Annotated in this window: 30 protein-coding genes; 22 read left to right on the top strand and 8 right to left on the bottom strand. The window is 54.3% G+C overall.

Annotated elements, in window-relative coordinates; translation table 11 throughout:
• Positions 1-5: 5 nt before the first annotated feature.
• Positions 6-1,148 (top strand): class I SAM-dependent methyltransferase, encoded by a 1,143-nt coding sequence (locus tag C7459_RS18120; protein ID WP_109690706.1) that lies wholly within the window; start codon positions 6-8, stop codon positions 1,146-1,148.
• Positions 1,149-1,325: 177 nt separating this feature from the next.
• On the opposite strand, the gene C7459_RS18115 is transcribed toward C7459_RS18120, so the two are convergent.
• Entirely contained in the window at positions 1,326-2,168 is an 843-nt protein-coding gene (locus tag C7459_RS18115) for a DegV family protein (protein ID WP_109690705.1), read from the bottom strand.
• Positions 2,169-2,363: 195 nt separating this feature from the next.
• Here C7459_RS18115 and C7459_RS18110 point away from each other — a divergent pair, with 195 nt between their 5' ends.
• From C7459_RS18110 to C7459_RS18095, 5 genes are all read left to right on the top strand, one after another.
• Positions 2,364-3,386, top strand: a complete 1,023-nt coding sequence (locus C7459_RS18110) for a glyceraldehyde-3-phosphate dehydrogenase (RefSeq protein ID WP_109690704.1) — start codon at positions 2,364-2,366, stop codon at positions 3,384-3,386.
• A 164-nt stretch (positions 3,387-3,550) separates the two neighbouring features.
• The gene (locus C7459_RS18105) at positions 3,551-4,711 is read left to right on the top strand and encodes a cysteine desulfurase family protein (RefSeq protein WP_109690703.1); all 1,161 of its coding nucleotides are present in this window, start codon (positions 3,551-3,553) and stop codon (positions 4,709-4,711) included.
• Between the two features lie 4 nt (positions 4,712-4,715).
• Positions 4,716-5,903: a tRNA uracil 4-sulfurtransferase ThiI gene (gene thiI / locus C7459_RS18100; RefSeq protein WP_109690781.1), complete on the top strand. Its 1,188-nt coding sequence runs from the start codon at positions 4,716-4,718 to the stop codon at positions 5,901-5,903.
• An 80-nt stretch (positions 5,904-5,983) separates the two neighbouring features.
• Positions 5,984-6,127, top strand: a complete 144-nt coding sequence (locus tag C7459_RS23465) for a hypothetical protein (protein ID WP_170119541.1) — start codon at positions 5,984-5,986, stop codon at positions 6,125-6,127.
• 71 nt (positions 6,128-6,198) lie between these two features.
• The gene (locus C7459_RS18095) at positions 6,199-6,786 is read left to right on the top strand and encodes an RsfA family transcriptional regulator (protein WP_109690702.1); all 588 of its coding nucleotides are present in this window, start codon (positions 6,199-6,201) and stop codon (positions 6,784-6,786) included.
• Positions 6,787-6,851: 65 nt separating this feature from the next.
• Here C7459_RS18095 and C7459_RS18090 read toward each other — a convergent pair whose 3' ends face one another.
• The 3 genes from C7459_RS18090 to C7459_RS18080 all read right to left on the bottom strand — a co-directional run bounded on the left by C7459_RS18090 (position 6,852) and on the right by C7459_RS18080 (position 8,132).
• Positions 6,852-7,043 carry a DUF896 domain-containing protein gene (locus C7459_RS18090; RefSeq protein ID WP_109690701.1) on the bottom strand — a complete coding sequence of 64 codons (192 nt, stop codon included), beginning with the start codon at positions 7,041-7,043 and terminating at the stop codon, positions 6,852-6,854.
• Between the two features lie 92 nt (positions 7,044-7,135).
• Complete coding sequence (locus C7459_RS18085) at positions 7,136-7,594, bottom strand: N-acetyltransferase (protein ID WP_109690700.1); 459 nt, start codon at positions 7,592-7,594, stop codon at positions 7,136-7,138.
• Positions 7,595-7,694: 100 nt separating this feature from the next.
• Complete coding sequence (locus C7459_RS18080; protein ID WP_146201042.1) at positions 7,695-8,132, bottom strand: alpha/beta fold hydrolase; 438 nt, start codon at positions 8,130-8,132, stop codon at positions 7,695-7,697.
• Positions 8,133-8,290: 158 nt separating this feature from the next.
• On the opposite strand from C7459_RS18080, the gene C7459_RS18075 reads away from it, so the two are divergent.
• Entirely contained in the window at positions 8,291-9,001 is a 711-nt protein-coding gene (locus C7459_RS18075) for an HAD family hydrolase (protein WP_170119540.1), read from the top strand.
• 5 nt (positions 9,002-9,006) lie between these two features.
• Complete coding sequence (gene purB / locus C7459_RS18070) at positions 9,007-10,368, top strand: adenylosuccinate lyase (RefSeq protein ID WP_109690697.1); 1,362 nt, start codon at positions 9,007-9,009, stop codon at positions 10,366-10,368.
• Positions 10,369-10,424: 56 nt separating this feature from the next.
• Here purB and C7459_RS18065 read toward each other — a convergent pair whose 3' ends face one another.
• Positions 10,425-11,009, bottom strand: coding sequence for a L,D-transpeptidase (locus tag C7459_RS18065; protein ID WP_245884625.1), 585 nt, complete (start codon positions 11,007-11,009; stop codon positions 10,425-10,427).
• A 112-nt stretch (positions 11,010-11,121) separates the two neighbouring features.
• On the opposite strand from C7459_RS18065, the gene C7459_RS18060 reads away from it, so the two are divergent.
• From C7459_RS18060 to C7459_RS18035, 6 genes are all read left to right on the top strand, one after another.
• The gene (locus C7459_RS18060) at positions 11,122-11,874 is read left to right on the top strand and encodes a hypothetical protein (RefSeq protein ID WP_245884624.1); all 753 of its coding nucleotides are present in this window, start codon (positions 11,122-11,124) and stop codon (positions 11,872-11,874) included.
• Positions 11,875-13,503 (top strand): glycosyltransferase family 39 protein, encoded by a 1,629-nt coding sequence (locus C7459_RS18055; protein ID WP_109690695.1) that lies wholly within the window; start codon positions 11,875-11,877, stop codon positions 13,501-13,503.
• Positions 13,504-13,571: 68 nt separating this feature from the next.
• A complete protein-coding gene (locus C7459_RS18050; RefSeq protein WP_109690694.1) occupies positions 13,572-14,486 on the top strand; it encodes an FTR1 family iron permease in 915 nt (304 codons plus the stop codon).
• A gap of 79 nt (positions 14,487-14,565) precedes the next feature.
• Positions 14,566-15,522: a lysylphosphatidylglycerol synthase transmembrane domain-containing protein gene (locus tag C7459_RS18045; RefSeq protein ID WP_109690693.1), complete on the top strand. Its 957-nt coding sequence runs from the start codon at positions 14,566-14,568 to the stop codon at positions 15,520-15,522.
• On the top strand, positions 15,519-16,961 hold the full coding sequence (locus C7459_RS18040) for an alkaline phosphatase family protein (RefSeq protein WP_109690692.1): 1,443 nt from the start codon (positions 15,519-15,521) through the stop codon (positions 16,959-16,961). Before C7459_RS18045 ends, C7459_RS18040 begins: the two co-directional genes overlap by 4 nt.
• Positions 16,958-17,665 (top strand): glycosyltransferase family 2 protein, encoded by a 708-nt coding sequence (locus C7459_RS18035; RefSeq protein ID WP_109690691.1) that lies wholly within the window; start codon positions 16,958-16,960, stop codon positions 17,663-17,665. The genes C7459_RS18040 and C7459_RS18035 overlap by 4 nt, the downstream gene beginning before the upstream one ends.
• A 17-nt stretch (positions 17,666-17,682) precedes the next feature.
• Here C7459_RS18035 and C7459_RS18030 read toward each other — a convergent pair whose 3' ends face one another.
• Positions 17,683-17,976 carry a hypothetical protein gene (locus tag C7459_RS18030; RefSeq protein WP_109690690.1) on the bottom strand — a complete coding sequence of 98 codons (294 nt, stop codon included), beginning with the start codon at positions 17,974-17,976 and terminating at the stop codon, positions 17,683-17,685.
• A gap of 243 nt (positions 17,977-18,219) precedes the next feature.
• On the opposite strand from C7459_RS18030, the gene C7459_RS18025 reads away from it, so the two are divergent.
• The gene (locus tag C7459_RS18025) at positions 18,220-19,761 is read left to right on the top strand and encodes a PASTA domain-containing protein (protein ID WP_170119539.1); all 1,542 of its coding nucleotides are present in this window, start codon (positions 18,220-18,222) and stop codon (positions 19,759-19,761) included.
• Positions 19,762-19,824: 63 nt separating this feature from the next.
• Here C7459_RS18025 and C7459_RS18020 read toward each other — a convergent pair whose 3' ends face one another.
• Complete coding sequence (locus C7459_RS18020) at positions 19,825-20,025, bottom strand: SelT/SelW/SelH family protein (RefSeq protein ID WP_109690688.1); 201 nt, start codon at positions 20,023-20,025, stop codon at positions 19,825-19,827.
• A 191-nt stretch (positions 20,026-20,216) separates the two neighbouring features.
• Here C7459_RS18020 and C7459_RS18015 point away from each other — a divergent pair, with 191 nt between their 5' ends.
• The 7 genes from C7459_RS18015 (at position 20,217) to C7459_RS17985 (ending at position 24,445) form a co-directional block, all read left to right on the top strand.
• On the top strand, positions 20,217-20,606 hold the full coding sequence (locus C7459_RS18015) for a hypothetical protein (protein ID WP_109690687.1): 390 nt from the start codon (positions 20,217-20,219) through the stop codon (positions 20,604-20,606).
• Positions 20,603-20,995, top strand: coding sequence for a (deoxy)nucleoside triphosphate pyrophosphohydrolase (locus C7459_RS18010; RefSeq protein WP_109690686.1), 393 nt, complete (start codon positions 20,603-20,605; stop codon positions 20,993-20,995). Before C7459_RS18015 ends, C7459_RS18010 begins: the two co-directional genes overlap by 4 nt.
• Before the next feature lie 499 nt (positions 20,996-21,494).
• Positions 21,495-22,682: a helix-turn-helix domain-containing protein gene (locus C7459_RS18005; RefSeq protein WP_109690685.1), complete on the top strand. Its 1,188-nt coding sequence runs from the start codon at positions 21,495-21,497 to the stop codon at positions 22,680-22,682.
• A complete protein-coding gene (locus tag C7459_RS18000; protein ID WP_109690684.1) occupies positions 22,683-22,907 on the top strand; it encodes a hypothetical protein in 225 nt (74 codons plus the stop codon).
• A 110-nt stretch (positions 22,908-23,017) separates the two neighbouring features.
• Positions 23,018-23,470, top strand: coding sequence for a tetratricopeptide repeat protein (locus tag C7459_RS17995; RefSeq protein WP_146201040.1), 453 nt, complete (start codon positions 23,018-23,020; stop codon positions 23,468-23,470).
• Positions 23,471-23,676: 206 nt separating this feature from the next.
• The gene (locus C7459_RS17990; RefSeq protein WP_146201039.1) at positions 23,677-24,081 is read left to right on the top strand and encodes a hypothetical protein; all 405 of its coding nucleotides are present in this window, start codon (positions 23,677-23,679) and stop codon (positions 24,079-24,081) included.
• Between the two features lie 169 nt (positions 24,082-24,250).
• On the top strand, positions 24,251-24,445 hold the full coding sequence (locus tag C7459_RS17985) for a hypothetical protein (RefSeq protein ID WP_109690681.1): 195 nt from the start codon (positions 24,251-24,253) through the stop codon (positions 24,443-24,445).
• Positions 24,446-25,066: 621 nt separating this feature from the next.
• Here C7459_RS17985 and C7459_RS23720 read toward each other — a convergent pair.
• On the bottom strand, positions 25,067-25,259 hold a 193-nt coding region (locus C7459_RS23720; RefSeq protein ID WP_211320420.1), incomplete at its 5' end, for a hypothetical protein.

The raw sequence follows: 25,259 nt of genomic DNA, 5'->3' as shown, positions 1-25,259 counted from the left end.
TGCGCGTGAACGAATTGAGAGACTGGATTGTGGAGCAGATTCGGGTGCGGGGTCCGGTGACATTTGCCCGCTACATGGAATGGGCGTTGTACCACCCGGAGTGGGGGTATTACACCTCCGATCGTCGCAAAATCGGCAAGGAAGGCGACTTCTATACCGCGCCGAGCATCAACCCCGTGTTCGCGGAGGTGCTGGCGGATGAGATCGCAGGCAAGGGTGGAAGTGCCCGTGTGGTCATCGAGTTCGGTGGGGGCGAGGGACGTCTCGCGCGGGACATGCTGTCGAGGTGGGCAAGCGAGCACCGAGCGTTTTATGAACAGTTGACCTACTCCATCGTCGAGATTTCGCCGGCCCTGCGCCAGATACAGCGCGAACTGGTTGGAGAGCATGTGGAGAAAGTGCGCTGGGTGACAGAGCAGGAGCTACAGGCGGAGGCGAACTTGGGCACACCCCGGTTGACGAGTTCCACCGGAGCAGGAGACGCGAGACTCCGTGGCGTGCACGGAGTCATCGTCACCAATGAGCTGGTCGACGCGTATCCCGTGCATCGGGTCACGCGCACGACAGATGGCTTGCGGGAGATCTATGTCACAGCGGACTTGCAAGAGCAGTATGGCCCATTGAGCGATCCAGCGCTGGAGACCTACGTTCAAACGTATGCACCAGGTATGATCGTCGGGCAGACGATCGAGGTGAATTTGGCAGGTCTGGCCTGGTACGAGCGTTCCTTGCAACTGCTCTCATCCGGTCAGATCCTGACCATCGATTACGGCTATGAAGCGGACATGTTGCACCATCTCTCACGCCGCAGCGGTACGTTGCGCGGTTTCTATCGCCATACGCTGACCGACGATCCCTATCAACACATCGGGCAGCAAGACCTCACCGCAGATGTAAACTTTTCAGCTCTGCGCGATGTCGGGGAGTCGGGGGGCTGGCACACCGACTTTTTCGGCTCACAAGCGCAGTATCTGTTGCAATCCGGCATCCTGAACCGCCTGACCAACGCTTGGAGCGCTGACCCCTTCCGCGACCCGGACATGAAACGCAACCGTGCGATCAAGTCGTTGATCCTGCCTGGAGGTCTCGGTGAGCACTTCAAAGTGCTGGTGCAGAGTTCGCCCAATCTGTATAATAAAACGGAGTAAGGCACAAAAAGGAGTGACCCCCGCAGATGTTTCTCAGACGACTTTCCATCGTCCTCTTCATCCTCTGCGTCTTGTTCCTCGGACTTGGCATCTGGTTCTGGCAAAACGGACGCGTCGGATAATCTCGTATACAAAAAAGGCCACGACACCTAGGAGTGTCGTGGCCTTTTTTCTGTGTTATGCCTTGCTAAAGTAGATGATCCCGTTCGTGCCTTGGCCTACGTGTGTGCCGATGACACCGGAGAGTTCGAAGTCGAGGATGTTCGTAATCCCTAACTCCTGCAGCAACTGCTTCCAGACGGGCACGGTCGAGGGGTCGACGGTGTGTCCGATCGCCACCGGGTACGTTTCGTCAACCGGGAACTCGGTGAGGAAGCGCTTGACCGCGAGAATCGCATTTTTCTTGCCACGCACACGGTCGTAGGCTTGCACAACGCCTTCGAGATCGAGTTGCAAGATCGGCTTGATGTTCAACAGTGAGCCGAACAGGAACGAGAGGTTGTTGATCCGCCCGCCCTTGCGCAGGTTCTCCAGCGTGTCGACGGAGAAGACCAGCCGCTGGCGCTTGCGCATGCTGGTCAGTTCGGCCGTGATCTCATCTGCCGTGGCGCCCTGCGCCGCCAGTTTCGATGCGACGATCACGAGCATCCCCAGCGCATAGGTCGTCGACAGCGAGTCGAAGATCGTCACACGCTCCGGGGTGTCAAGCAGATCGCGTGCGATGCGCGCGGATTGCAACGTCCCGGAGAGGGTCGAAGCGATCGCGACATAGTACACGTCGTCACCTGCGTCCAGAATTTCTTGGAACATATCTCGAAATGTCGCCGGGCTCGGTTGCGAGGTGGTCGGCAGTTGTTTGGATTGCGCCATTTTGGTGTAAAAATCGGCATGGCTTAAATCAATTCCGTCTGCATATGTCTGACCGTCGATGACGACATTGAGGTGAATCACAGTCAACGCATGTTCTTCAATCAACGACTGGGGCAAGTCACAAGTGCTGTCCGTTACAATACGAATCATGGTCGGGTGCCGCCTTTCCAGAGAGAAAGTATTGGTTATTATACCACAAAAGCCTGATTAATGGGGACCTCGTCACAACTCAGTCAATTGTGACATACTTTTTCTGTATAGAGGGAAAATTAGTATGGACTATATCTCGATCCTTGTGTACAATAAGGCTGTAAAACTTGACTGGCTTAGGGGGAACTTTAGAATATGGCAATCAAAATTGCGATCAACGGTTTTGGGCGAATCGGGCGCATGGTATTCCGCGCCGCAGCTGTCAACCCGGAAATCGAAGTCGTAGCAATTAACGCAACCCACGATGTGAAAGCGCTCGCACATCTGTTGAAATATGATTCTGTCCAAGGCAAGTTTCAAGCGGACGTGCAAACGACCGAGACCTCGATTCTCGTCAACGGTCGCGAAACCAAGATCGTCGGCGACCGCAACCCGTTAAACCTGCCGTGGAAGGAACTCGGCGTTGACATCGTCATCGAAGCGACCGGCAAGTTCCGATCCAAGGAAACCGCAGGCCAACACATCCAAGCGGGTGCCAAAAAAGTTATCATCACCGCACCGGGCAAGGATGAGGATATCACGATCGTCATGGGTGTCAACCATCACCTCTACAACGAAGAAATCCATGATGTCATCTCGAACGCCTCTTGCACCACCAACTGCCTCGCGCCCGTTGCGAAAGTCCTGCATGAGAAGTTCGGCATCGTTTCCGGCATGGTGACAACCGTCCATTCCTATACCAACGACCAAAACAACCTCGACAACCCGCACAAAGACCTGCGCCGTGCGCGCGCTTGCTCGCTGTCGATCCTCCCGTCCACCACAGGTGCGGCGAAGGCGGTTGCGCTGGTGTTGCCGGAACTCAAAGGCAAGTTCAACGGTGTGGCCCTGCGCGTCCCGACCCCGAACGTCTCGATCGTCGACCTCGTGGCAACGCTGGAACGAAATGTCAGCGCAGATGAAGTCAATGCGGCGCTGAAGGAAGCAGCAGATGGCGAACTCAAAGGCATCCTCGCGTACAACGATGAGCCGCTCGTCTCGATCGACTATGTGGGTGACCCGAATTCCTCGATCATCGACGGTCTGTCCACGATGGTCGTGGCAGATCGCACCGTGAAGGTCTTTGCTTGGTATGACAACGAGTGGGGCTACTCCATGCGTTGCGTAGACCTCGCTGTGTTGGTCGGCAAGAAACTCAAGGAAAAAGTCACCGTATAACGTTTCCTTGTCGTTTAAAAAGGCTGGTGTCATGGAGATGACATCAGCCTTTTTCTATTTCTAAAAAAAGTGCCGGGCGCGGGTGCGCATCCGGCACTTTTTCGCTATAATAATGAGGTTCGTGCGATTGGGAGAGTATATTTGGGTATACGGGGGGATGAACGATGAAACCCGACATCTACTTGGACAACAGCGCCACCACGAAGCCCTACCCGGAAGCGGTGGACGCGATGGTCGAGATGTTGCAGACCCACTACGGCAACCCTTCTTCCTTACATAGAAAAGGACTGACCGCTGAAAAAGAGGTCGACAAAGCGCGCGACCGCATCGCCAAGGCGCTCGGTGTGAAAAAGTCCGAACTGCTTTTCACATCGGGTGGCACAGAGGCGAACAACCTCGCGCTGTTCGGCGCGGCGGAAAAGTACAAGTCGCGCGGGAAGCATATCATCACCACACAGATCGAGCACGCCTGTGTGTTTGAGGCTGCAGAGGAATTGCAAAAGCGTGGCTATGATGTGACGTTTCTGCCCGTCAAACAGGACGGCGTCGTCGAGCTCGAAGACGTCAAGCGAGCGTGGCGTGATGATACGATTCTCGTCAGCATCATGTACGTGAACAACGAGACGGGCGCGATCCAGCCGATTCAGAAGATCGGCGCTTTTTTGAAGGACAAGCGCAAGACGCTGTTTCACGTCGACGCGGTTCAAGCGTTTGGCAAGTTCCCGCTGAAGATCAAGGAAGCGGGCCTCGACCTGCTCTCGATCTCCTCGCACAAAATTCACGGCCCCAAGGGGGTCGGTGCCCTCTACATCCGCGATGGCGTGCATCTCACACCGCTATTCTATGGCGGCGGGCAGGAGCGCAACTTCCGCTCGGGCACAGAGAATGTACCGGGCATCGTGGGATTCGGAGTGGCGGTGGAACGGACCCTGCGCGAGATGAAGGAAGCCACGGAGCGTATGGCAGGCTTGCGCGATCTGTTGATTCGCGAGTTGGCGCAGATCGAGCGCGTACACATCAACACCCCGACTGCAACCGGTCTGGCAGCTCCACATATCGTGAACGCTTCCTTCCCCGGCGTGCGCGGCGAAGTGCTCGTGCATGCGTTGGAAACGGAAGGAATTTATGTATCGACGGGCTCTGCTTGCTCGTCCAAAGACAAGATCTACAGCCGCGTGCTACAGGTGACGGGTTTGTCTGAACCGGAGCTTGAAGGAGCGATTCGCTTCTCACTGTCAGCGGCAACTACAGAAGCGGAGATACGGTCGGCTGTGCAGACGCTCGCGTCCACCGTCGCCGATCTCAGATTGCTGTCTCGGAGGTAATGACATTATGTATAGTACGCTGATTGCCCGCTTGGCTGGGGAGATCGCAATCAAAGGCAAGAACCGCTCGCATTTTGAGAAGATGTTGATCGAAAACATGCGCGGAGTGACCAAAGAGCTTGGCGTCAAAGTCGTCCGCGAAGGCGGCCGCATCGAAGTGAAATTGAACGGAGCCGATCTCGACGAGACGGTGACGCGCTTGAAAAAGGTATTTGGCATCTCTTCGCTGTCTCCTGTGGCGGAGGTCGAACTCGACATGGAGCAGATCAAGGAGATGGCGCTGACTGTGGTGCGCGATGCGTTGGAATCTCGCACGACGCCGATCACGTTCAAAGTGGAAGCGCGTCGGGCGAACAAACTGTTCCCGCTCGGTTCGCCAGAGATCACCCAAGAAGTCGGCCGTCATGTGCTGGGCAACATCCCTGGCGCGTTGAAAGTCGATGTACACAACCCAGCGCTCAAATTGATCGTCGAAGTGCGCGAGACGAAAGCCTACCTCACCTGTGACGTCATCCCCGGTCCGGGTGGATTGCCGGTTGGAACCTCAGGTCGCGTGTTGTTGTTGCTCTCCGGTGGCATCGATTCGCCGGTCGCAGGCTACCTCGCGATGCGCCGTGGTGCGATGGTCGAAGCGATTCATTTCCACAGCTTCCCGTTCACCAGTGAACGCGCGCAGGAGAAGGTCAACGACCTCGCGAAGATCCTCGCCCAGCACGGGGGACGCATCCGCCTACACAATGTGCACTTCACGGAGATCCAGCGCCAGATCCGCATGCACTGCCCAGAGGAGTACAGCATCACGATCATGCGCCGCTTCATGATGCGCATCGCCGACCGTCTGGCCTACAAGCGCAAATGCTTGGCACTGGTCACGGGGGAGTCGCTTGGACAGGTGGCATCTCAGACGTTGGAGAGCATGTACACGATCAACAACGTGACGAACATGCCGATCCTGCGTCCGCTGGTCTCGATGGACAAGGTCGACATCATGCGCATCGCCAACGACATCGGCACCTACGAGACGTCGATCCTGCCGTATGAAGACTGCTGCACGGTCTTCCTGCCGAAAAATCCCAAGACCAAACCAAAATTGTACGAAGCGATCAAGGCCGAGGAGAAACTCGACATCGACGCACTGGTCGAAGAGGCGATTGAGAAGACCGAATCCCTGATTTTCTCAAGAGACTCCTAACCTAGATCACCACATAGTGACGAGCGCGCCAGGACACACTAGACCGACAAACCTTGACTACTGAGGAGTGTGATCTGGCCATGCTGACGAAAGTGTACCGCGTTGTCCGTCTCGTGACCGTCGCGGCCGGCCTCTACACAGGCGTCAAAGAGTTGCGCTCGGGCTATTCGAGCCGCAAGCATCTTTGGCAGATTCTGCGCCGTCTCGTCCGCCAACTTGGGTAATGCCCTAGACCACCTCGCGACGAGCCAGGTGGTCTTTTTGCACAGCCATGCAGAAAGGGAGGGACGACCGCATGAAGACGGTGCGGCAGGATGCGTGGACTCTAGAGGACGACCACGTGCTGGTCGAAGTCATTTTGCGACACATCCGCACATCGAGCACGCAGTTGGCGGCGTTCGAAGAAGCGGGTACGAAATTGGGCCGTACACGTGCGGCCTGTGGGTTTCGCTGGAACGCGGTGCTGCGCAAGGACTACATCGCCCAACTGGAGATCGCCAAAGCGGAGCGCCGAGCCAAGCGTGAGGAACAACCACAGCGAGAGTTCAGCGTGGAGTTCGGAGCGCTTGGTGACACACAGGAAGACCCTACCGACCTGACGTGGGGTCGGGTGTTGACGTTTCTGAAGTCGCGTCGGGATGAGGAGGCAACGCTGCGCAAACAGGCGAAGCACGTCGAGCGACTCCAGCGCGAGAATCGCAACCTCCAAGCGGAGAATCTGCGCCTCGAAAGCGAGCTCTCGGTGATCCGGGGCGATTACTTGGCGTTGGTGCAGATCATGGAACGGGCGCGCAAACAAATGTTGCAGCCAGAACCGTCGCGAGAGGAGCGCCCGACGCAGACGTTCAAGATGGATGAGAACGGCAACTTGGAACGCCTTTGAATGAAAAAAGCCGCCATCCCGTGAACACACGGGATGGCGGCTTTTGGCGCAGCGCAGTGTCTGCCTTAGTGCTGGTAACCTTCCTCGTCCTCGACGAACTTGATCGAGTCGAGTTGCGAGCGGAATTCCTTGCGGAAGGCTTCCATGTACTCCGCGCGCAGGGCAACTTGTTCGGAGGCTTCCTCGGGGGTCATCGTGCCGTCTTTTTTCTTGCGAGCGAGGACGTTGATGCGGTCGATTTTATCTGAACTCAACATATGAGAATCATCTCCTTACGGGGTAGGTAGTTTACAATTCTATACAAAAAACGACCGGGTGTCAAAGATTCTTGCACCCGGTCGTCCACTTACTATCTCTGCTGCTCTGGCAACCACACATACGGGTTCTCCCCGCGGTCGCGGACCGGGTCGTACTTGACGGGTTGGAAACCGAGTTTCAGGAAAAACTCTTGTGCCCCGAGGCGCACGTTGGTCTTGACGGGCAGGCCGAGCGATTGGGCGTACTCGACGAGTGCGGTACCGTAGCCCTTGCCTTTGTAACCGGGCAGGACTTCAAGCTTCATCAGCTCGTGGTAGTCGGTCTCGGTTTCGGTGTACTGGTTGTACTTCGCATCGATTTTGTACAAGGAGATGCGGGCGACCAACTTCCCGTCCTCGTAGATGCCGAAAAACGGGGATACGCTGTTGTCCTCAACGAGGTTCGAGCGCAGGTCTTCTGACATCGAGAGCTCTTCAAGACCGTTTTCACGGAATTTCTTGAATTCTTCTAAGGTCTGATAGTTGATCTGCAGTGATTGCACGTGTGGCATGCGCGCTATCCCTCCCGTTTCATGTTTCTTTTAGTATACAGGAAAATCTTGATTGTTGGCAGAGTGACATCGAATTTTAACCGCGTTTCGCGCAGGCGATTTACCAATCGGATAGTTTCAGGGTGCAGAACGCATGGAAGACCTCTGGCAGCAAGGCGATATCCTCCAGCACAAAGGGGTCTGGACGCTCTCCAGCGGACGTGGTGACCTGCAAACAGGTCGTCGTCAGGTTGTCGATCGGTTGTACGTCGTCAGGAGCGTCGACCAGAAAAAGAGCGGAGATGTGCGCGGGGGCGAGCGCAGCCAAGTCACAGGCCAGTCGGCAATCAGTCCCGTGTGCGATCAGGATCGAATTCGACCACTGCAACTCGTCGAGGATGTGCATCACCGTCTCCGCATCCTCCTGTGGAAGGGTCGCCGTATGCGTGCGATCAATCGAAACCAGTCGGTACTCCTCCAGCCCAAACTCGGTCGGCAGTCGATTCCACAACGCGGCCGCCTCGTGGTGCTTTTGGAAGTGCAAGACACGTCTAGGCAATGGGAGAACCTCCTCTGCAGATGAATGCTACTACTATATCTATGTGCAACGAGAGCAACTAGAACTTGATAAAACACGAACAATGGATGAATAGACCTTTTCATCGTTCGGATTTATGCTATACTGATTTTGTGCTTTTCAAGAGCGGGGGTGTGACGATGAAGGCGATTCTATTGGATTTGGACGAGACCTTGTTCGATCACCAGCATGCGTGTGCGTCGGGTCTGGAGGCGGTGCGCGAGCGGTGTCCGGAGCTGCAGCAGAAATCGGTGAAGCAGTTGGAGCTTGAGTTTTACCACCTGCTCAACGCGATGCACCATGAAGTGCTGCAGGGCCGGATGACGCTCGAACAGGCGAGGGTGGAACGCTTTCGCTTGATCTTCCGTGGGTGTGGACGAGACGTGGACGGGCAGGACTTGCAGGCGGTCGCGGATTTTTACTCGCAGGTCTACCAAGCTTCTCGTCGTCCTGTGCCTGGCGCGGTGGAATTGCTGACCGCCTTGCGTGCGCAGGGAACCACAATTGCTGTGCTGACCAACCACATGACCCACGTGCAGGTGGACAAACTGGAAGCGTGTGGTCTGCTCCCGCTGATCGACCACCTGATCACATCGGAGGATGTCGGCGTGCAGAAGCCGGACCCGCAGATTTTTCACAAGGCTTTGGAGATCTGTGGGGTACAGCCGCAGGATGCACTGATGGTTGGCGACTCTTGGTCGGCTGACATCCTGGGCGCACAGGCGGTAGGGCTACCATCCGTGTGGTTGAACCGCCGTCGCACCCCAATTCCCGACGCACAGGTTGCGGTCGAGATCTTCGAGTTGCACGAACTCGCTTTGAGACTGAAACTCTCGCTGGAAAGAAGGTAACCACCATGACGATCAAAGCAATTTCTCCGCTCGACGGCCGCTACGCCGAACAGATGAACGGGTTGAATGAGTGTTTCTCCGAATGGGCGCTGCTCAAGTTTCGCGTCCATGTCGAAATCGAATGGCTGATCAAGATGTCGCAAATCACCGGGCTCGACGAAGTCCGCGTGTTCACCGAGGCAGAAGTTTCTCGCCTGCGTGAGATCACCGCGACATTCGATGAAGAGTCCTCTGCACGAATCAAAGAGATCGAGCGCACCACGAAGCATGACGTGAAAGCGGTCGAGTACTATATCAAGGAACAGCTGAAGGACTCCTCGCTGACAGACGTGCTGGAATTTGTCCACTTCGCCTGCACCTCGGAGGACATCAACAACCTCTCGCACGCCCTGATGTTGAAAACGGCCATCCACGAGGTGTGGCTCCCACTGGCCGAGAAGTTCGTGAACGCGGTGGGCGACCTCGCGCAGAACACGCAACACGTCTCGATGCTTGCTCGCACACACGGTCAGACAGCATCCCCGACCACCGTTGGCAAGGAGATCGCGGTGTTTGTCTACCGCTGGCAACGTCAACTGCGCCAGTTCAGCCAGTTGGAGTACCTCGGCAAGTTCAACGGAGCGGTCGGCAACTTCAACGCGCACACCTCTGCGTACCCGCATCTGGACTGGGAAGAGATCGCGCGCACATTTGTAGAAGGTCTGGGCTTGACCTATAACCCGTTGACGACACAGATCGAGTCGCACGATTACATGGCGGAGTGCTTCCATGCGATGATGCGCTTCAACAACATCCTGCTCGACTTCGATCGCGACATCTGGCAGTACATCTCGCTGGGGTACTTCAAGCAGCGCGTGGTGGCAGGCGAAGTCGGCTCCTCGACGATGCCGCACAAAGTCAACCCGATCAATTTCGAGAACTCGGAAGCCAACTTGGGCATCTCCAACGCCATGCTCGACCATCTCGCCAACAAACTGCCGATCTCTCGTTTGCAACGCGACCTGACCGACTCGTCCGCGATCCGCAACATGGGTGTGGGCGTCGCGCATTCCTTCCTCGCGCTGCAATCCGCGCAACGCGGTTTGAGCCAGTTGATGATCAATCCGCAAGCGTTGGAAGCAGACCTGAACCACGCATGGGAAGTGCTGGCTGAGCCGATTCAGACGGTGATGCGCAAGGCAGGTCACGACAACCCTTACGAGAAATTGAAGGAACTGACGCGTGGGGCGGCGATGACCGAAGCCACGATGCGCACCTTCGTGGAAAGTTTGGAGTTGGAAGCAGCGGACAAGCAACGCTTGCTGGAGATGACTCCGGCTTCCTACATCGGCATCGCACCGCAACTCTTGAAGCACATTCAGAAGTAGGAAAAAGGCCCTTCTCCTTACCGGAATTGGTAAGGGGAGGGGCCTTTTGGTACACGCTATTCATGTATCGAGACTTGGGTCCCGGTCTTGATATGGTCGTAGATCCACTTGGCGTCGGGAAGCGAGAGCCGGAAGCAGCCGTGGGAGGCTTTGTGGCCGAGCTTTTGCCATTCGGAGTCGATGATCTGTCGGTTTTGATCCATGACGACGCTGTGGAACAGGAATTCACCGTGGTTTTTGAAGGAGACCCAGTACTGGGCGCCCTCTTGGTAGGCGTTGGAGTAGAACCACTCGCCGCGTTCTGGCTCGATCTGGAAGTCGCCGCGCGGGGTGGAGTTGTCGGGGGTGGTATCCAGACCTGACGAGGTCAACATCGTCCGCACGACGTGACCGTCCTGCTTGACGTAGACGCGCTGCTCGGAGATGTCGCACTCGATCACGACCTTGCGAAAATCGATCGGCTCCAGCGACCGGGTTGCCTCTGGCTCGCGGGTCGACTGTGACTGGGGAAGCGTCTCCTCCAAGGTTGGGGTAGAAGGCTGGGCCTCCGCCTGCAAGGTCGTGTTGCGAACCTCGTTTGAACCGCACCCCACGAGCAACAGCACGGAGAGTAGGGTGGTGGGGAAAAGAGCTTTTTTCAAGACAAATCCTCCTCTCCGTCACGAAAGTCTATGTTTCTCGATTGACAATCATTCTCAATCAGCGTAAGATTCTGGGCGTAGAGTTGATTCGGTTTTCTGTGGAGGTATGTCTGTGAAATTGAAATGGTGGCTCCAGATCGTGCTGGTTCTGCTCGTGACGGCGATGGTGCCGATGCAAGCGTTGGCGTACTCGTATGGGAACCCCAACGAGGAAGCACTGGCTACAGCGTATAAAAATTTCGTCGCTAAGCTTGCCGTCGATCCGCCCGATTTTGCAGGGGCGAAGGCTGAGTTTGACCCGCTCAAGGCGGAAGTTGACCAACACATGGGCGCGGAACCGGCCCAAGCGATCTACGACGCTTTGGACAAAAAAGACAAGGACGCCGCGATGAAGAGCTATCAACAAACGCTGGTGCTCAACGTCGCGCGCCGGATGAAGTCGATCGAAGCTGACTTTACCAACTACAAGGACGGCAAACTGTTGCTGGCCAAAGCCTTGGCGACCTATGAAGCGCTCGCTCCGATCGTGAAGGAGAAGGACGCACAACTCGATACGGACATCCGCGCTGGGTTTGACAAAGCGTTGGAGTCGCTGGGAAATCCAGGGCTGTTTGGCGTCGGTGTGAAGGCAGCGGATCCGGCGTTGTTCAAAACCAGTGAAGACACCATCTTGAACGGCCTGATGAAAGTATTCGAGATGAAAGAGCTAAAAGTGGGGCACTTCGCCAAAGACTCCAACGAAAGCGCGGGGTCGGGCACAGCGGACACCAGCGACGCAGCTTGGAAAAACTGGTTGCCGCTCGTGCTGATCGCTGTGGTGTTCACCGCCATCGTCGTCTGGGCGATGCGCAGAAAGCGGGCGTAGATGAGCGTTTGGCTTCGCAGATGGGAGAAGTACGGTGTGGGCACGATCCTCTGGTTGGGGATCGCGCTCGCGACCGTACTTCGTTTGCGTTATGGGCAGATGGGTCCGGCGCAATGGGATGATGTCGATTTTGCGCTGGCGTTGCAACGGTACGACTTGGCGGCGATGCAACCGCACTTCCCCGGCTACCCGGTGTATGTGTTGGCAGGGTTGTGTGTGCAAGGGGTGATCGGAGAGCCCTATCGAGCGCTGGCGGTGCTGTCGGCATTGAGCAGCGGGGCAGGAGTTGGGTTGTTGTATCTGGCGGTGCGGCCGTGGTTCGGGCGCGGGCTGGCGCTGGCAGCCGCGCTTTTGTATAGCGGGTTGCCGCTGACTTGGGTGTTGGGGACGCAGGCGATGTCTGATGCGTTCGGAGCGTTGTTGGCGATCGCGTTGGCTGCAGCGTGTGTGCAGGTGCTCCAACCGCACAGCGCACGGAAAAAAGCGTTCTGGCTGCTCGCAGCCGGCACGCTCTACGGGTTGTTGTTGGGGGTGCGCAGTTCGTACCTAGCCTTGGGTGTGCTGCCGCTGTGGGTGGCGTATGAGTACATCCGGGTGCAGCGAAGTGCCTGGAGTGATGTGCTCGTGGCGGTGGTGGCGAGTGCTTGTGTCTGTTTGGGATGGGTTTATGCGATGGTGATCAACAGTGGGGGGTGGCTGCCGTTTTGGCAGATGGCCACCTCCTTCACCGAAGGACACTTTTCTGATTGGGGCGGGACGTACTCGGCAGACCAGCCTTTTTTCGCGAGACTGAACATCTGGCTCACCCGTCAAATCCTCGGTGCCGGGTTCGGGACTCCGTGGGGGACGTACCAAGAGTCGATATCGCGTTGGGTGATCGCTCTCCTCCTGCTGATCGCAGGGGCAGGTATCCTCTTTTCCGCTGGGCGTAAAATTCAGAAGTCCCGGCAAGAGCTAAAGCAAGAGTCACAGCAAGACGACTATCCGGGAATTCTACAAGGCGAAATGTCGGCGATAAGCAGAAACCCGCTCTTCAAAAACCTGATAAGAGACCGCAAGGTCTCGTATCTGCTCATCTGGCTCCTCCCCTACGCCATCTGGGCGTTTTTCGCACAGAATGTGGAGAAGCCGAGGCACATCTTGCCAATGCTAGCCCCGTTGTGTGTGGTGGTGGCGTGTGGATTACAGGTTTGGGGGAGGCGCGCAATCCTAGCGGGAACAACAGGCTTGGTGCTGTGCATGTCGAGCATCGGCATCTCCACCGTGGTCGAAGGCGCGCATGAGCCAGCTCCAACGGTGCAACTCGCGGAGTTTTTGCACACGCAAGGCACAAACTTCGTCGTGTTCACCTACGAAGAGGAGCGAATCATCCACTATCTCTACCCACAGATCCAAACTCTTCGCCTCCGCCACTACGAGGACTTCAAGACCGCTGTGCTCAACCACCCGAACACTCGCATCCTCTTGACCGATAGTGTCCTGCAAGGACTTGGGCACCCCGAGGTGGAGGCACTCTGCAAGCCCTTGAGGTCGTTTCATGGGAATCCGTGGCTGTATCCAACCTACCACGACATCATCCTGTACGAAGCTGACACAGAATTGATCAACTTATTAAACCATAGCCGTTGACCACCCGCTTGTCCTAGACGTATAATGAGAACGAGAAACATTATCATTTAGGTGAGGGGGAGCACGCGGTGGAACTTCAAGCTTTTCTAATCACATTCCGCGAAGCTCTAGAAGCTTTGTTAATCGTGGGGATCATCACGTCTTATCTCAAACGGGTGCAACGCCCGGAGTTCAATAGATACGTCTGGATCGGTGCCCTGCTCGCGGTGTTCGCATCGCTCGGACTCGCCATCGTCTTCCAAGTGGTGCTCGACGGTTTCGCGTCGATGGGCGCCGAGACGTATATGAAGGTTTCGATTATGTTCATCTCGGCGGCACTGCTCACCCAGATGGTATTCTGGATGGCGGAACAGTCCAAAGGCATGAAGGACAAAGCCACGTCCAAGTTCGACCAGTTCATCACGACTGGCAACGTCGTCGGGATGATCATCCATGCCTTCCTCGTCGTCCTGCGCGAAGGCGTCGAGACAGTGTTTTTCTTCGCCGCGATCACGGGCGGTGATATCGGCAAGGCGATGCAAGGCTGGGGGGCGATCGGCGGGATCGTCGTCGCTGGTGCAGTCGCTTACTTCTTCTTCAAAGGCACGATGAAAGTCTCGCTGAGCCGCTTCTTCCAAGTCTCCGGGTTCTTCATCATCCTGATTGCTGCCGGACTCCTCGTCCAAGGCATCGCGATCCTGCAAGACATGCACATCCTCGGCTCTGTTATGCCGCATCTGTACGACCTGACGAGGTTCTTGCCAGAACACCCGATTGATGCGGAGCACTTTATCCGCGACACCGGCACCACCCCGTGGTTCTCCGGACAAGTCGGCATCTTCTTCAAAGCCTTGTTTGGCTACTCGTCCTCGCCGTCAGTCGAGGAAGTCATGGTCTACTGGATGTACTTCGCCTCGCTCTGGCTGCTCCTGCGCAACCGTGCGGACAAAAAGCAGGCTGCTGCAGCGAAACCATCTCCATCGGACGCACATACGGCCAAGTAAAAAATCAATCCATACATGTGAGGTGGGAGTTCGCTGCATTGAACTCCCACCTGTGTTATGAGCAGGGGTGGAAAACACAATGCTGTCAAAAAAACTCCTGCGCCCCGCCATCCGGCTCATCGCCGCCGGGCTGCTGATCTGGTTCGTGGCGCACGCCGCCACTTTTTTGCGCGGTGAGGATGTGCTGAACGGGTTGCTCAGGCTGGCCCAATCTCCGTGGTGGCTGTTGTTTGCCTGCGCGGGATACAGTCTAGCCTTCTATGCCAAAGCGTTGGCGTGGCAGACACTGCTCCCCGCGAACGTTGCCAACACGCGGGACTTGTTCGGCTATTTGCAGATCGCCAACCTGATCAACCACCTCGCCCCGGTCAAAGCGGGCGAACTGTTTCGCTTCTGGGCGCTCTTGAAGCGCCATCAACAGCCGTGGCTGGCGACGACAACCGTTGTGGCAGGGACCCGCATCCTCGATGTGCTCGTCCTGCTCGGGAGTTCGCTGTTGCTGGCAGGTCCGCATCTGCCGCTGTTGATCGAGAACCCGCGCGTCCGCATGGCGGGGGCTTTTTTACTCCTCCTCGCAATGGGGGTCGGCATCATGTGGTTGCTCTTGCAACGTCGGAAAAAAAGCGGCGTCACCGCCAGCCGCTTGTTTTATTTCTTAGGAAATACTCCGCGTGTGCTGCTGGCTGCGTGGTGGACGTTGGTCAGTTGGTTTTTGGAGACCGTGGTTTTGTGGACGGTGTTGGCAACGCTTGAAGTGCCGTTTCATTGGAAGGATGCTTGGCTGGTCAACAACCTGACGATTGTCGGTCAAGTGTTTCACATCACACCAGGGGCGATCGGAACGTATGAGACGTCGATGTCCTCGCTGCTGGGCTTGTACGGGATCGACCCGACGCAAGCGTTGTTGGTCGCGGTGATCGCGCACGCATGGAAGTTCGTGTATTCCTTCATCGGCGGTGGGTTGACGATGTGGTGGCAAGGGTTTGGTGTGCGCGACTTGCGCGCCTCGATGGAGACAAAGGAGTCTAACGTATGAAGAAAGCATCCCTCTTTGAAATCATCATGGCCCGTTGTTGGAACGTGGTCAACGAAGGCAAAACGTTTACGCCGGTGTTCGTGCTGGCGATCTATCTGATGTGGCACATCGGCGACCTGTCGTGGTCGGCATTTGGACTGGCCTGTGCGATGGTCTTGCCGATGTTTGTGCTGTTCTATCTGTTTGACTTCCCGTTGCATTTGCGCCACTTCCTGTGGTTGCCGCTGCTCGCTGGCACGGTGATATTTGGGATCGCTGAGCCAGGGTTGTTGGTGTTTGCGCTCGGGATGTATGTGTTCTTCACGGTGTTTTTCTGGGGGACGTTGTACTATCACCTGCGCATCGGGACGACGTGGTGGAACTTCTTGCGCATCTGGAAACTGTTTTTGAAAAACACCGATTCGACCAGCGGCAATGTGTTCGAGCATGTGCCGAAGTTTTGGCTGATGCTGATCATGTTGTCCTATTGTTACCAGACCGGGTGGAACGACCTTGCGCTGGCGAACATCGGAATCTTCACGTTGGCGATGGCTGTCTTCGCGCTGGTGTTGCATCGCGTGCTGTTCAACTGGAAGCCAGTCGAATACCCGACGCGCACAGACAATGCGATCGTCGGACCAGCGCTGGCGAAAAAAGTCATCGTCGTCGTCATCGACGGCTGTCGCAAGGAGCGTTTGTATGATGCCCAGACGCCGTTTCTAGACAAGTTGATCGCAGGAGGCACGCTGTACGACCAGATGGAGACGATCTACCCGGCGCGCACCGTGTCGTGCTTCTCCTCGATGTTTACGGGGACTTATCCGCGCGAACATGGCATGAAGTCGAACATGGTCTGGGATCTGGGCGTGAAGGTGCAGTCGATTTTCGAGGTTCTGAAGCAGCAGGGGAAAAAAGGCGTGATGTTTGGATGCGCTCATCTCTATGATGCATTTGGGGAGTACTGTGAGACTTTCTCGGCGGTTGCCAACAACGATGTCGTCGACCACATGATCATGAAGCAGGCGAAGGCGATTTATGAGCGGGAGAATCCAGACCTGTTCGTCGTGCAGATGATCGCGGTGGATCAGACGGGCCATAGCCGTGGTGTGTTGTATGAGGAGTATTTGGAGAAAATCGCGGAGGCCGATGCGCTGATTGCAGACTTCTACGGCTGGCTGGAGGCGCGTGGCGACCTCGAGGATGCTGTGTTTGTCGTGATGGCCGATCACGGTCAAGGCGATGGCATCGGCGGACATGGGCATCTCGATGTCGGTGAACGGTTCGTACCGTTCTTCATGAATGGACAAGCGATCGAGGCGGGTCAAGTCATCACTGACCACCGGAGCATCGTCTCGCTGGCCCCGACGATCGCCTACCTGATGGGCGTCCCGTTTCCGGATCACGCCAGAGGGCCTGTGCTCACCGAAGCGATCCACAGTCATGAGGTGACCTCCGGATGAACAAAGTGATCGTGGTCATTCCTGCCCTCAATGAGGAGGCTTCGATCGGGACGGTGATCCGCAAAGTTCCGCGTGCCATCGCGCCTTCCGTCGTGGTCGAAGTGTTGGTCGTCGATGACGGCTCGACAGACCGCACCGTGGAAGTTGCGCGGCAGGCGGGGGTGGATCACATCGTCCACCACGAGCGCAACCGTGGACTAGGAGCTGCGGTGCGCAGCGGGTTGAAGGAAGCCTACCGACTCGGCGCCGATCTGGCGGTCATGATCGATGCGGATGACGAATATCCGGCCGAGTACATCCCACAGGCGATCCAGCCCGTCCTGCGCGACGAGAGCGACTATGTACTGGCTTCACGCTTCCGTCGCCCCGTGCGCGGCATGAAGCTGTACCGACGCCTCGGCAACTATACGTTCACCGTGCTCCAGTCGTTGCTCCTGCGCAAGTGGATCACGGATGGGCAGACGGGCTTTCGGGTGTTCTCGCGGGCGGTGTTGCGCGACTTTGAGATCATCCATGATTACAACTATGCGCAAGTCTTGACGCTGAACATCGTCCGTCAGGGCTACCGACTTTCCGAAATTGAGATCCCGTACAAAGTGCGAACGACTGGCCAGTCGTTCATCACATGGAGGTACGTTCTGCGCGTGCTTCCGGCGATCTGGCGCGAGATGCGCCGCACAGCAACAGAAAGGGCCGGTGCATGAGTGCACCGGCCCTTTTTTTATGCGAGGAAGTGTTGTGCGTCTTCTCCGAGCAGGGAGAGAACTTGGGTGGCTTCGTAGTCGTTCAAGTGCGGCAAGACTTGGTTCAGGAGGTTTGCCATCGCGAGCGCGCAATCGATGTTGATCGCCGCCAATTCCTCCATCGACTTTCCGGTCAAATCAAACTTGGGGAACCCTTCGTAGACGACGGGTTTGCCCTTGAGCGCTTCGATTCGCGCGGCGGCGTACCCAAGCGCCATGCCGATTTTCTGCGCGATGGAGAACGAACTTGCATACATGTTGTTGGTGGTCATGGTGTGATATCAGTCCTTTGCAAGCATTTCGTTTATATGTTCAAAGTCTAGGGCATTGAGTTATAAAAATCAATGTTTTTGAACTTTTTTAGAAAGTGCTGTGTACTTTCGTAGCTTTCGAAAGATGACGATTTCTCTGCTTTTTTGTCAAAGTGCTGGACGACCCGCATAAAAGTGGTAAGCTACACGTAATACGTATATGATGACCCTTCTAGGTTGTCCCAAGATGATAGGGGGATGGACATGAACGAGCGAATCTTGGCAGGTCGATACCGCGTGTTGGAAGCGGTCGGCGGCCGAAGTGATCTGTTTCACGCGATGGATGAATCGCTGTGTAGGAAAGTGGCGGTGATGCGCCTCGCGGAAAACGTGACGCCCGAAACTCGTTTGGCCTGGGAGCAAGAGATCGCCAAAGCGGCTGGTATGCATGACCCGCACTTGCTATCCATATATGATGTGGTGATCGAGGAGCCTGACCTCTACCTGATCACCGAAGATTTAGAAGGTACGATCCTCGCACGTTGGATGCGCGACAGAGCCCCGCTCAAGCCGGAACTCGCCGTCGACATGATGCATCAACTGGTCGGCGCTGTCGTCGCCGCAGAACGGGCAGGCGTATCGGACATGGCCATAACACCAACCCACGTGCTCGTCACCAAGGAAGGCTTTCTCAAAGTGATCGGCTACGGTCCGTTGCTCGGGCACAACGAGCGAGGACGCAGCCAAACAGAACTACTCCACGCCAGCGGCGTGTTGCTCTACGAGATGTTGACCGGGGACCCTTACTCCGACTTCCTTCCGACGCAACAAGTGCGTGAGGATGTGCGCAATGCCCTCAATCGCTACCGGGCGAGCGACCACCTCTGGCTACCGGAGCGCTTGCTGACGATCATCGAACGTATCCTCGCCAAGTCGGCGTTTGGACCTTTTGAATCGGTTCAGGAGCTCTACAAGGAAGTCAAAGGCATCCATCAAGCGATGAACGAACCGCTGCTCTCCCGCGTGGAGAGCAAAGCCAAGCAAGCAGCAGAGGCGGGCGTTGGGAGCACACAAGCGCTGGGTCGGATGAAGGACTCAGTCATGTCGGTCAAGGACCTCGCACAAGGCAGCTTGCAAAAAGTGGCCCAACTGCGCCAAGCCGAAGTCGCGAAAAAAATGGCGGAAGAGACGATGAAGCCGAAGCGCAGCCCGGTGACCTATCTCGCCGCCGTGCTGGCCCTGCTGGTCGTCACCGTCGGGATCTGGTGGACGTTTGGCAGTGAGTCCTCGACCGCCACGACCACACTGGGTCAATCGGAAGGCAGCAAGACGATCAAGATGCCGAACCTGCTGAACAAAACCGAGGAGCAAGCGGTGCAGATCCTCAGCGAGAACGGCTATCCGACCGACCGCATCCAATGGGTCTATCGTCCGGCAGATGACCAAGTGACCAAGGGCAAAGTCTACCGCCAGTCGGCCGACCCGAACACCCAATTCGTCACATCTGACATGCTGGTGTTGACGGTGAATTCCGATGCCAGCGCCCAGCCGGGATCGACAGGTGGGAAAGGTGGCAGTTCAACGCCGACAACCAAGCCGATGCCGAACACACCGGAAGGGATCGTGCCGAACCTGACGGGCCTGACCCGCGCGGATGCCGAACAAGCGCTGTTGCAGGCGGGCTATCGGTATTCGTTCCAAATCGAAGGCACCAGCACGCCGTCTGGAACCGTAGGTCAACAGACCCCCGCTGCTGGCACGAAGTTGGCCAAGGGCGAGCGGGTAACCTTCTCCGTCAGTCCGTAAGTCAGTACGCAAAAAAGGCAACCTGGGCGCGTGGCCCTAAGGTTGCCTTTTTGAATGGATACGCTATCCGAAAATTTTCTGACGCAGGATTTCCAGCACTTCGTCGTCCTCGGGGAAGCGGCCTAGTGCTTTTTTCGAGTAGATCAGTTCCCCATTGAAGGTGATCTCGTACACCCCGCCCTTGGAAGGGATCAAGGTGAAGGAGCCGATTTTGGTGCCAAAAAACTTCAGCAGTTCGTCCGTCAAACTGACGGCGCGCGGCAAGTAGTTTCACATGTTGCAGTATTCGAGGGTGAGCTGTGGTGCTTCCATGAGTAGATTCCTCCCTGTTTGAAAAAAATGTGCAGTTCTATCGTATCATATGCAGCAATTACGGGGCAAACGACAGCACAGTCGCACCTGCGGTACACGTGTGGTACAATGTTCCACGAATGCAATGGAGGAGGATGTCACGAATGGAAGACCTCGAAATGTTCGAGCCGGTCAGCGGCTTGGAAGACTTGATCGGTATCTTGGAGAGCTTGTTTGCCGAAACGCCCGTCTGGGTGCGGTTGGAGATGCAGGAGGAGCGCGGGGAGATTGTACACGATCACTTGTTGGCACAGTTTGCCTCGACGTTCGACCTGTGTGACATCGTTCAATCGGAAGCGGGCGAGGACGTGGCGATCGAGTTCCTGTTCCGGGAATCGGAGGAGGAAGCGGGCGGTGAACCGCAAGCGGTGACGCTGCCGATCGACCCGCAAGACATCGAGGTTGACTTGACGCCTGAGCAAGTGACGCTGACCACTGGATTGTTCACGCTGACCTTGCAACGACTGACCGCGCTGACGAGAGCTGGACGATGAAGCAACTGGTGGTGACCGCTGCCGTGATCGAGCGAGAGGGAATGATCCTGCTCGCCCAACGCAAACCGGACACGCACATGGGGTTGAAGTGGGAGTTTCCCGGTGGCAAGCTCGAGTGGGGCGAGGACCCGCGAGCGGGATTGGCGCGGGAGATCAGTGAAGAGCTGGGGATCGGGATTGAAGTAGGTGAGGTGTTGGAAGTTGTCTCGCACACCTACGAAGACCGCCATATCGTGCTGTTGGGGTATCGATGTCGTTTTGTGAGCGGCGAGATCCAGATGCTTGACGTGCAGGATGTGCGCTGGGTACGGCCAGCAGAGTTGAAGTCCTACGACGTAGCGCCGGCAGATTGGCCGATTGTGGACAGGTTGCTGGCGTTGAACGAATAGAGGAGAGAGAAGACCTGTCCGGCTAAGGACAGGTCTTTTTATCGCAAATTAACAAACCCGCTCCGGCTGGAAGTACTCACTGTGTGTGTACTTGCTCGCAAACTGATACAGGCTCATCTAATAGACTTTTTGGTCAAGGATAAACACCCATATTTGCTGTACATGTAATCACGGTGCAAGCGCGATAGCGATTGTACCGCACAAGCGAGTTTGGGAGCGAAAGCGGACCAGCCATTCTATCGCTGCAAATGCTCCAACACACCTTCTCACAGCTCGTTGATGATGCGCCAAGCACTGCCCACCACATGACCCCGCTTGTCTGCGGAGCTGTGACGAGCGTGTAAGAAGCTATGAAATATTGTGAACCAAATTACTTATTACATTCAGAATCGTAGTAACAAATTGTATACTTCTTTTGTGTAATTCGCTATAATTGAACCGGTATGTTGTTTGATCAGTGATTTACCTTTAAAGACAACTCGTTCATGGAGGGAAATACATGAGTACGTTAGAACATACAGCAAGCGTAGCCTTTGGCAAAATCCCGTTGGGTCGGAGAATCTCTGAGTTGATGCAAGATCGTGGAGATGCTTTTTCGATCCGTGCTTTCGCGGAACGATTAGGTGAAAACCGTGAAACATTCAGACAAACACTCTTGGGAAATCGCCCCATCTCTATTACATTGCTAGAAAATATTGCAAAAGGGTTGAAAGTTGACGAAGATAGGTTACGCCAACGGGATACCTTTAAAAAGGAAGAAGAATTGAATTCCCTTTTGAATGCACCCGAAAGAACCAAAGCTATGATGCTTCGTGCCGAAACACTTGCTAAAGAACTCGTTGATGTTGCGATTGGATGGACTGAACCTTGTATGTATTGGGCGCATCTTGGACGAGCGCAATTCCAACTTCAACTGTACGATCATGCCCACGAGTCATGGGTAACTTCTATGCGATATGCAGAAAAAATCAGTGACATATTTAAGGATAATACCCTGCTTTATCACATTTCTTCATTTTTGCTAATTTCTTTTACCGTTAGGAGAGAATATACCAACATCTTGCACACTCTTGAGGTAGTAGAAAATGCTTTTCGTGACGACCCTGAGAAGATGGGCTACGTCAGTTATACTCGAATGAAGTGGCATGAACACAGAAGGGAAATGCAAAAAGCGTTGGAATATTCCTATATTGCTCTTGATTATTTCAAGAAAACGGAAAATCATGATCAAATTGGTCGAGCGTTGATCAATGTTGGACATTTCGAGTATCAGTTCGAGAATTATCATGTAGCAAAAAACATACTCTCCACCGCTGTTGAGGAATTGGCTCCATTTGACTTCATAAGACTCTATGCCATCAAAGATTATGTGAAAACAATGATAAAGATTGGAGACAAGACAACCGCAAATGAGTTAATCGAACAATACTTACCCTTATATTCTGATTATCCAGATATGATGGGGAAATTGATGATTCTTAAATCTGATGCATTACATGATCCATCGTTCGCTGAAAAAATTATCAATGACTTACGGGTTGGAGTAGAAGTTCGTCAGTTAGCCTGTAAGTATTTGATGGAATATAGTGCTTCAAGTGGTGACTCAGAATCATTGATGAGATACTATAATAAGGTAAAGAGTCTATCATTGAAAAATTGTAAAGTGTTCGAAGAGGAGGGATTCTAAGTGAAAAAACGGATTGCTAGTTTGGTTATGGTTGCCACCACTGTAGTCGCTGTAGCTACGATGGTGACTATAGTGCATTCCAGTAAAATGGCGGAAACAGTTCCGCCTAGTCCCAACTTCATCAAGGTAACTTTGACGGTTCCACCTGATCCCAACTTCATCACGGTAGCTTCAACTGCTCCACCTGACGTGAATTTCATTGCAATACCTAAGTTGTGGTCATAGTTATTTCTTTAAGCCCCTAGTCAAAGGTAGACTAGGGGCTTTCGATTGTCACTTCCGTTGATGACATTAAGGTATGCAGTAGCCATTTTATACATTGACATGAAAATATGATGAACAACGTTCAACAAGCAAACATTGGAAAAACCATCCCAAAATCAATGGGATGGTTTATTGTGTTTATAGGAAATAACACAAATGCGGAGGTGGTTAATGTGGAAATCCAAAATTCCGTGGAGACTGCTTATGAACACATGGACAACAAGAAATACACCCTCGCAGTCATCCACCTAGAAACGGCAATCCAGTCGCCAGAGTTCAGCACGTCTGATATGAAGCATCTGATTTACCACAGCTTGGGGGTTTGCTACTTGGAGTTGAAGGCGTTCGACGATGCGATCAGCGCATTTCAAGCCAGTCTGAACTTTGCCCCTAAGCCAAGCGAAACAGCAGATTACGTCACCCTGTCCGACACTCACCACTTTATTTCAAGGGCATACGAGGAGAAGTCTGCATTCGGTAGGAATCTCCTTCCGTTCGTTGGAGGACAGTTGGTGTGTCATTAGACCTAGCCGAAACCGTTGGAGAACGATTGCAGCGACTACGATACTAAAAGGGCCTGAACGTAGATCAAGTCTCGTCAGGGCTTATTAGTCCTGAAATGCTCCTGCTGATAGAGAATAATATGGGCTATCCTTCCAAGACGGTGTTGGCAACACTGGCGAATCGTCTAGGCGTTACGGTTGACTACTTCCAAGAGACAGCAATCAAGATGCGGAAGCGTCGAGTTTGGGAGCAGATTGGCAACGTCATGACCATAGAAAGTCGCAAGGGAATTCTGTTTCAACATACGTACTTCCCACGTCAATGGTTATTTAGCGGTGACATTGTGCTTGCGGATACGATGAACGAAGCCGTAAGTAAGATTTCACAACATGCTAGGCTAATGGACTTCTTTGGCAAAAGTGACTACTGGTTGCCTGTTGACTGGAAAGCCATCGAGAAACGACATTTACCATCATTACGAATGAAGGGCACTCGTGACAAAATTTACAGACATAGGCTCGAAATCGACCTGTGGCGGTGGAACGATTTTGTATGCTACGCCCTGACCTATGAAGAATGGAATCAAACGGTGATGCGGGAACTAATCGCCAAAGTGCGGAGTCTTGCATGAAACAGTTGAAGACCTTCGCGATCCTGATAAATGGAAAAGAGCAGTTTCGTGTCGAAGCGATTGGACAGTTTACCGCAGTTATGTTGGGGGCTGTGGACGAACGATACAGAAGACTTGTGAGACGCTTTCCGAGAAGTTGCTTCCTCCCAACAGCGGTGGAGGTAGTAGCATGAGTCTAACAACGGAATGGGATCAACCTGAATTGCACCCCTTCAATGTTTTGATTGATGGAGTAGAAGTTTGTCAGGTACATGCAATCAATAAGGCACATGCAGAATATCTCTCCGAGTCAAAAACTGAGTTCCAAAATGCAATCAGCGGAAAAAAGAAATACTCGTTACAGGTTCGTTTGGCAAATGACTAGGAAGTGATGCCTCGGATCGAAGTTGGCGATGTGTTTTGTTGGGGGATCGACTAGAAAAAGAGATTGCTACACGGATGTTAGGCGGTTGTGGTGTGACATGGAGACGGATAAACAGAACTTTGCTTCATTGGACAGAAACAGTTTTACAACGCATTCTGGTGACTCTTTAGGGAAGGGTCGCTTTTTGATTGAAGGGACTTGAGTAGGTCGGCCCCGTGATTCCCTTGTAGATTAGAGGTGAAAAGCAATGTCCAAGAAAATCATGTGAGACTAAAGGACGATCCTGCACAGGATCGTCTTATTTGTTGTCAACGGGTTAAGCAAATTCTGAAGGTAAGTAGCAAAGAGACGACCCGTAAGGATCGTCTTTTTGCTTGGATCAGTAAGCGTTACCAGCACCAATGGTGTTATAGCCAGCGTTGATGATATTTCTTACACTAAGATCATTTCTATTTGGGATGTTCGAGAGGATAATGCTATACCATGTGCCCGACCTCGGATAGTTGCCCGTGAGTTGATAAACTGCCCACTCTTCGTCTTTAGAAAAAATGTGACGGGTAACGACAGCATAAGTAATGCTGGGAGGAAACTGTGTTGGGGTGTCGCTCGATTGCCAACCATTTAGAACGACAGTTCCGTCAGAATTGCTGAAAGTCGAGCTATAGTTGGAGCTGGTGTCGTAATAGCAAAGAGCTGTTGCGGCAAACGCTGATTGATTGTGTTACCGACGATGCTAAATGACCAAAAGCTGACGCTATTGCCTGTCCAAAGGTTGACGGATATAATGACCATCGTACATATCCTAGAAAAGGAA

Origin of the sequence: Tumebacillus permanentifrigoris (assembly GCF_003148565.1) — a bacterium.
Lineage (GTDB): Bacteria > Bacillota > Bacilli > Tumebacillales > Tumebacillaceae > Tumebacillus > Tumebacillus permanentifrigoris.
This window is presented reverse-complemented; position numbering and strand designations above follow the sequence as displayed.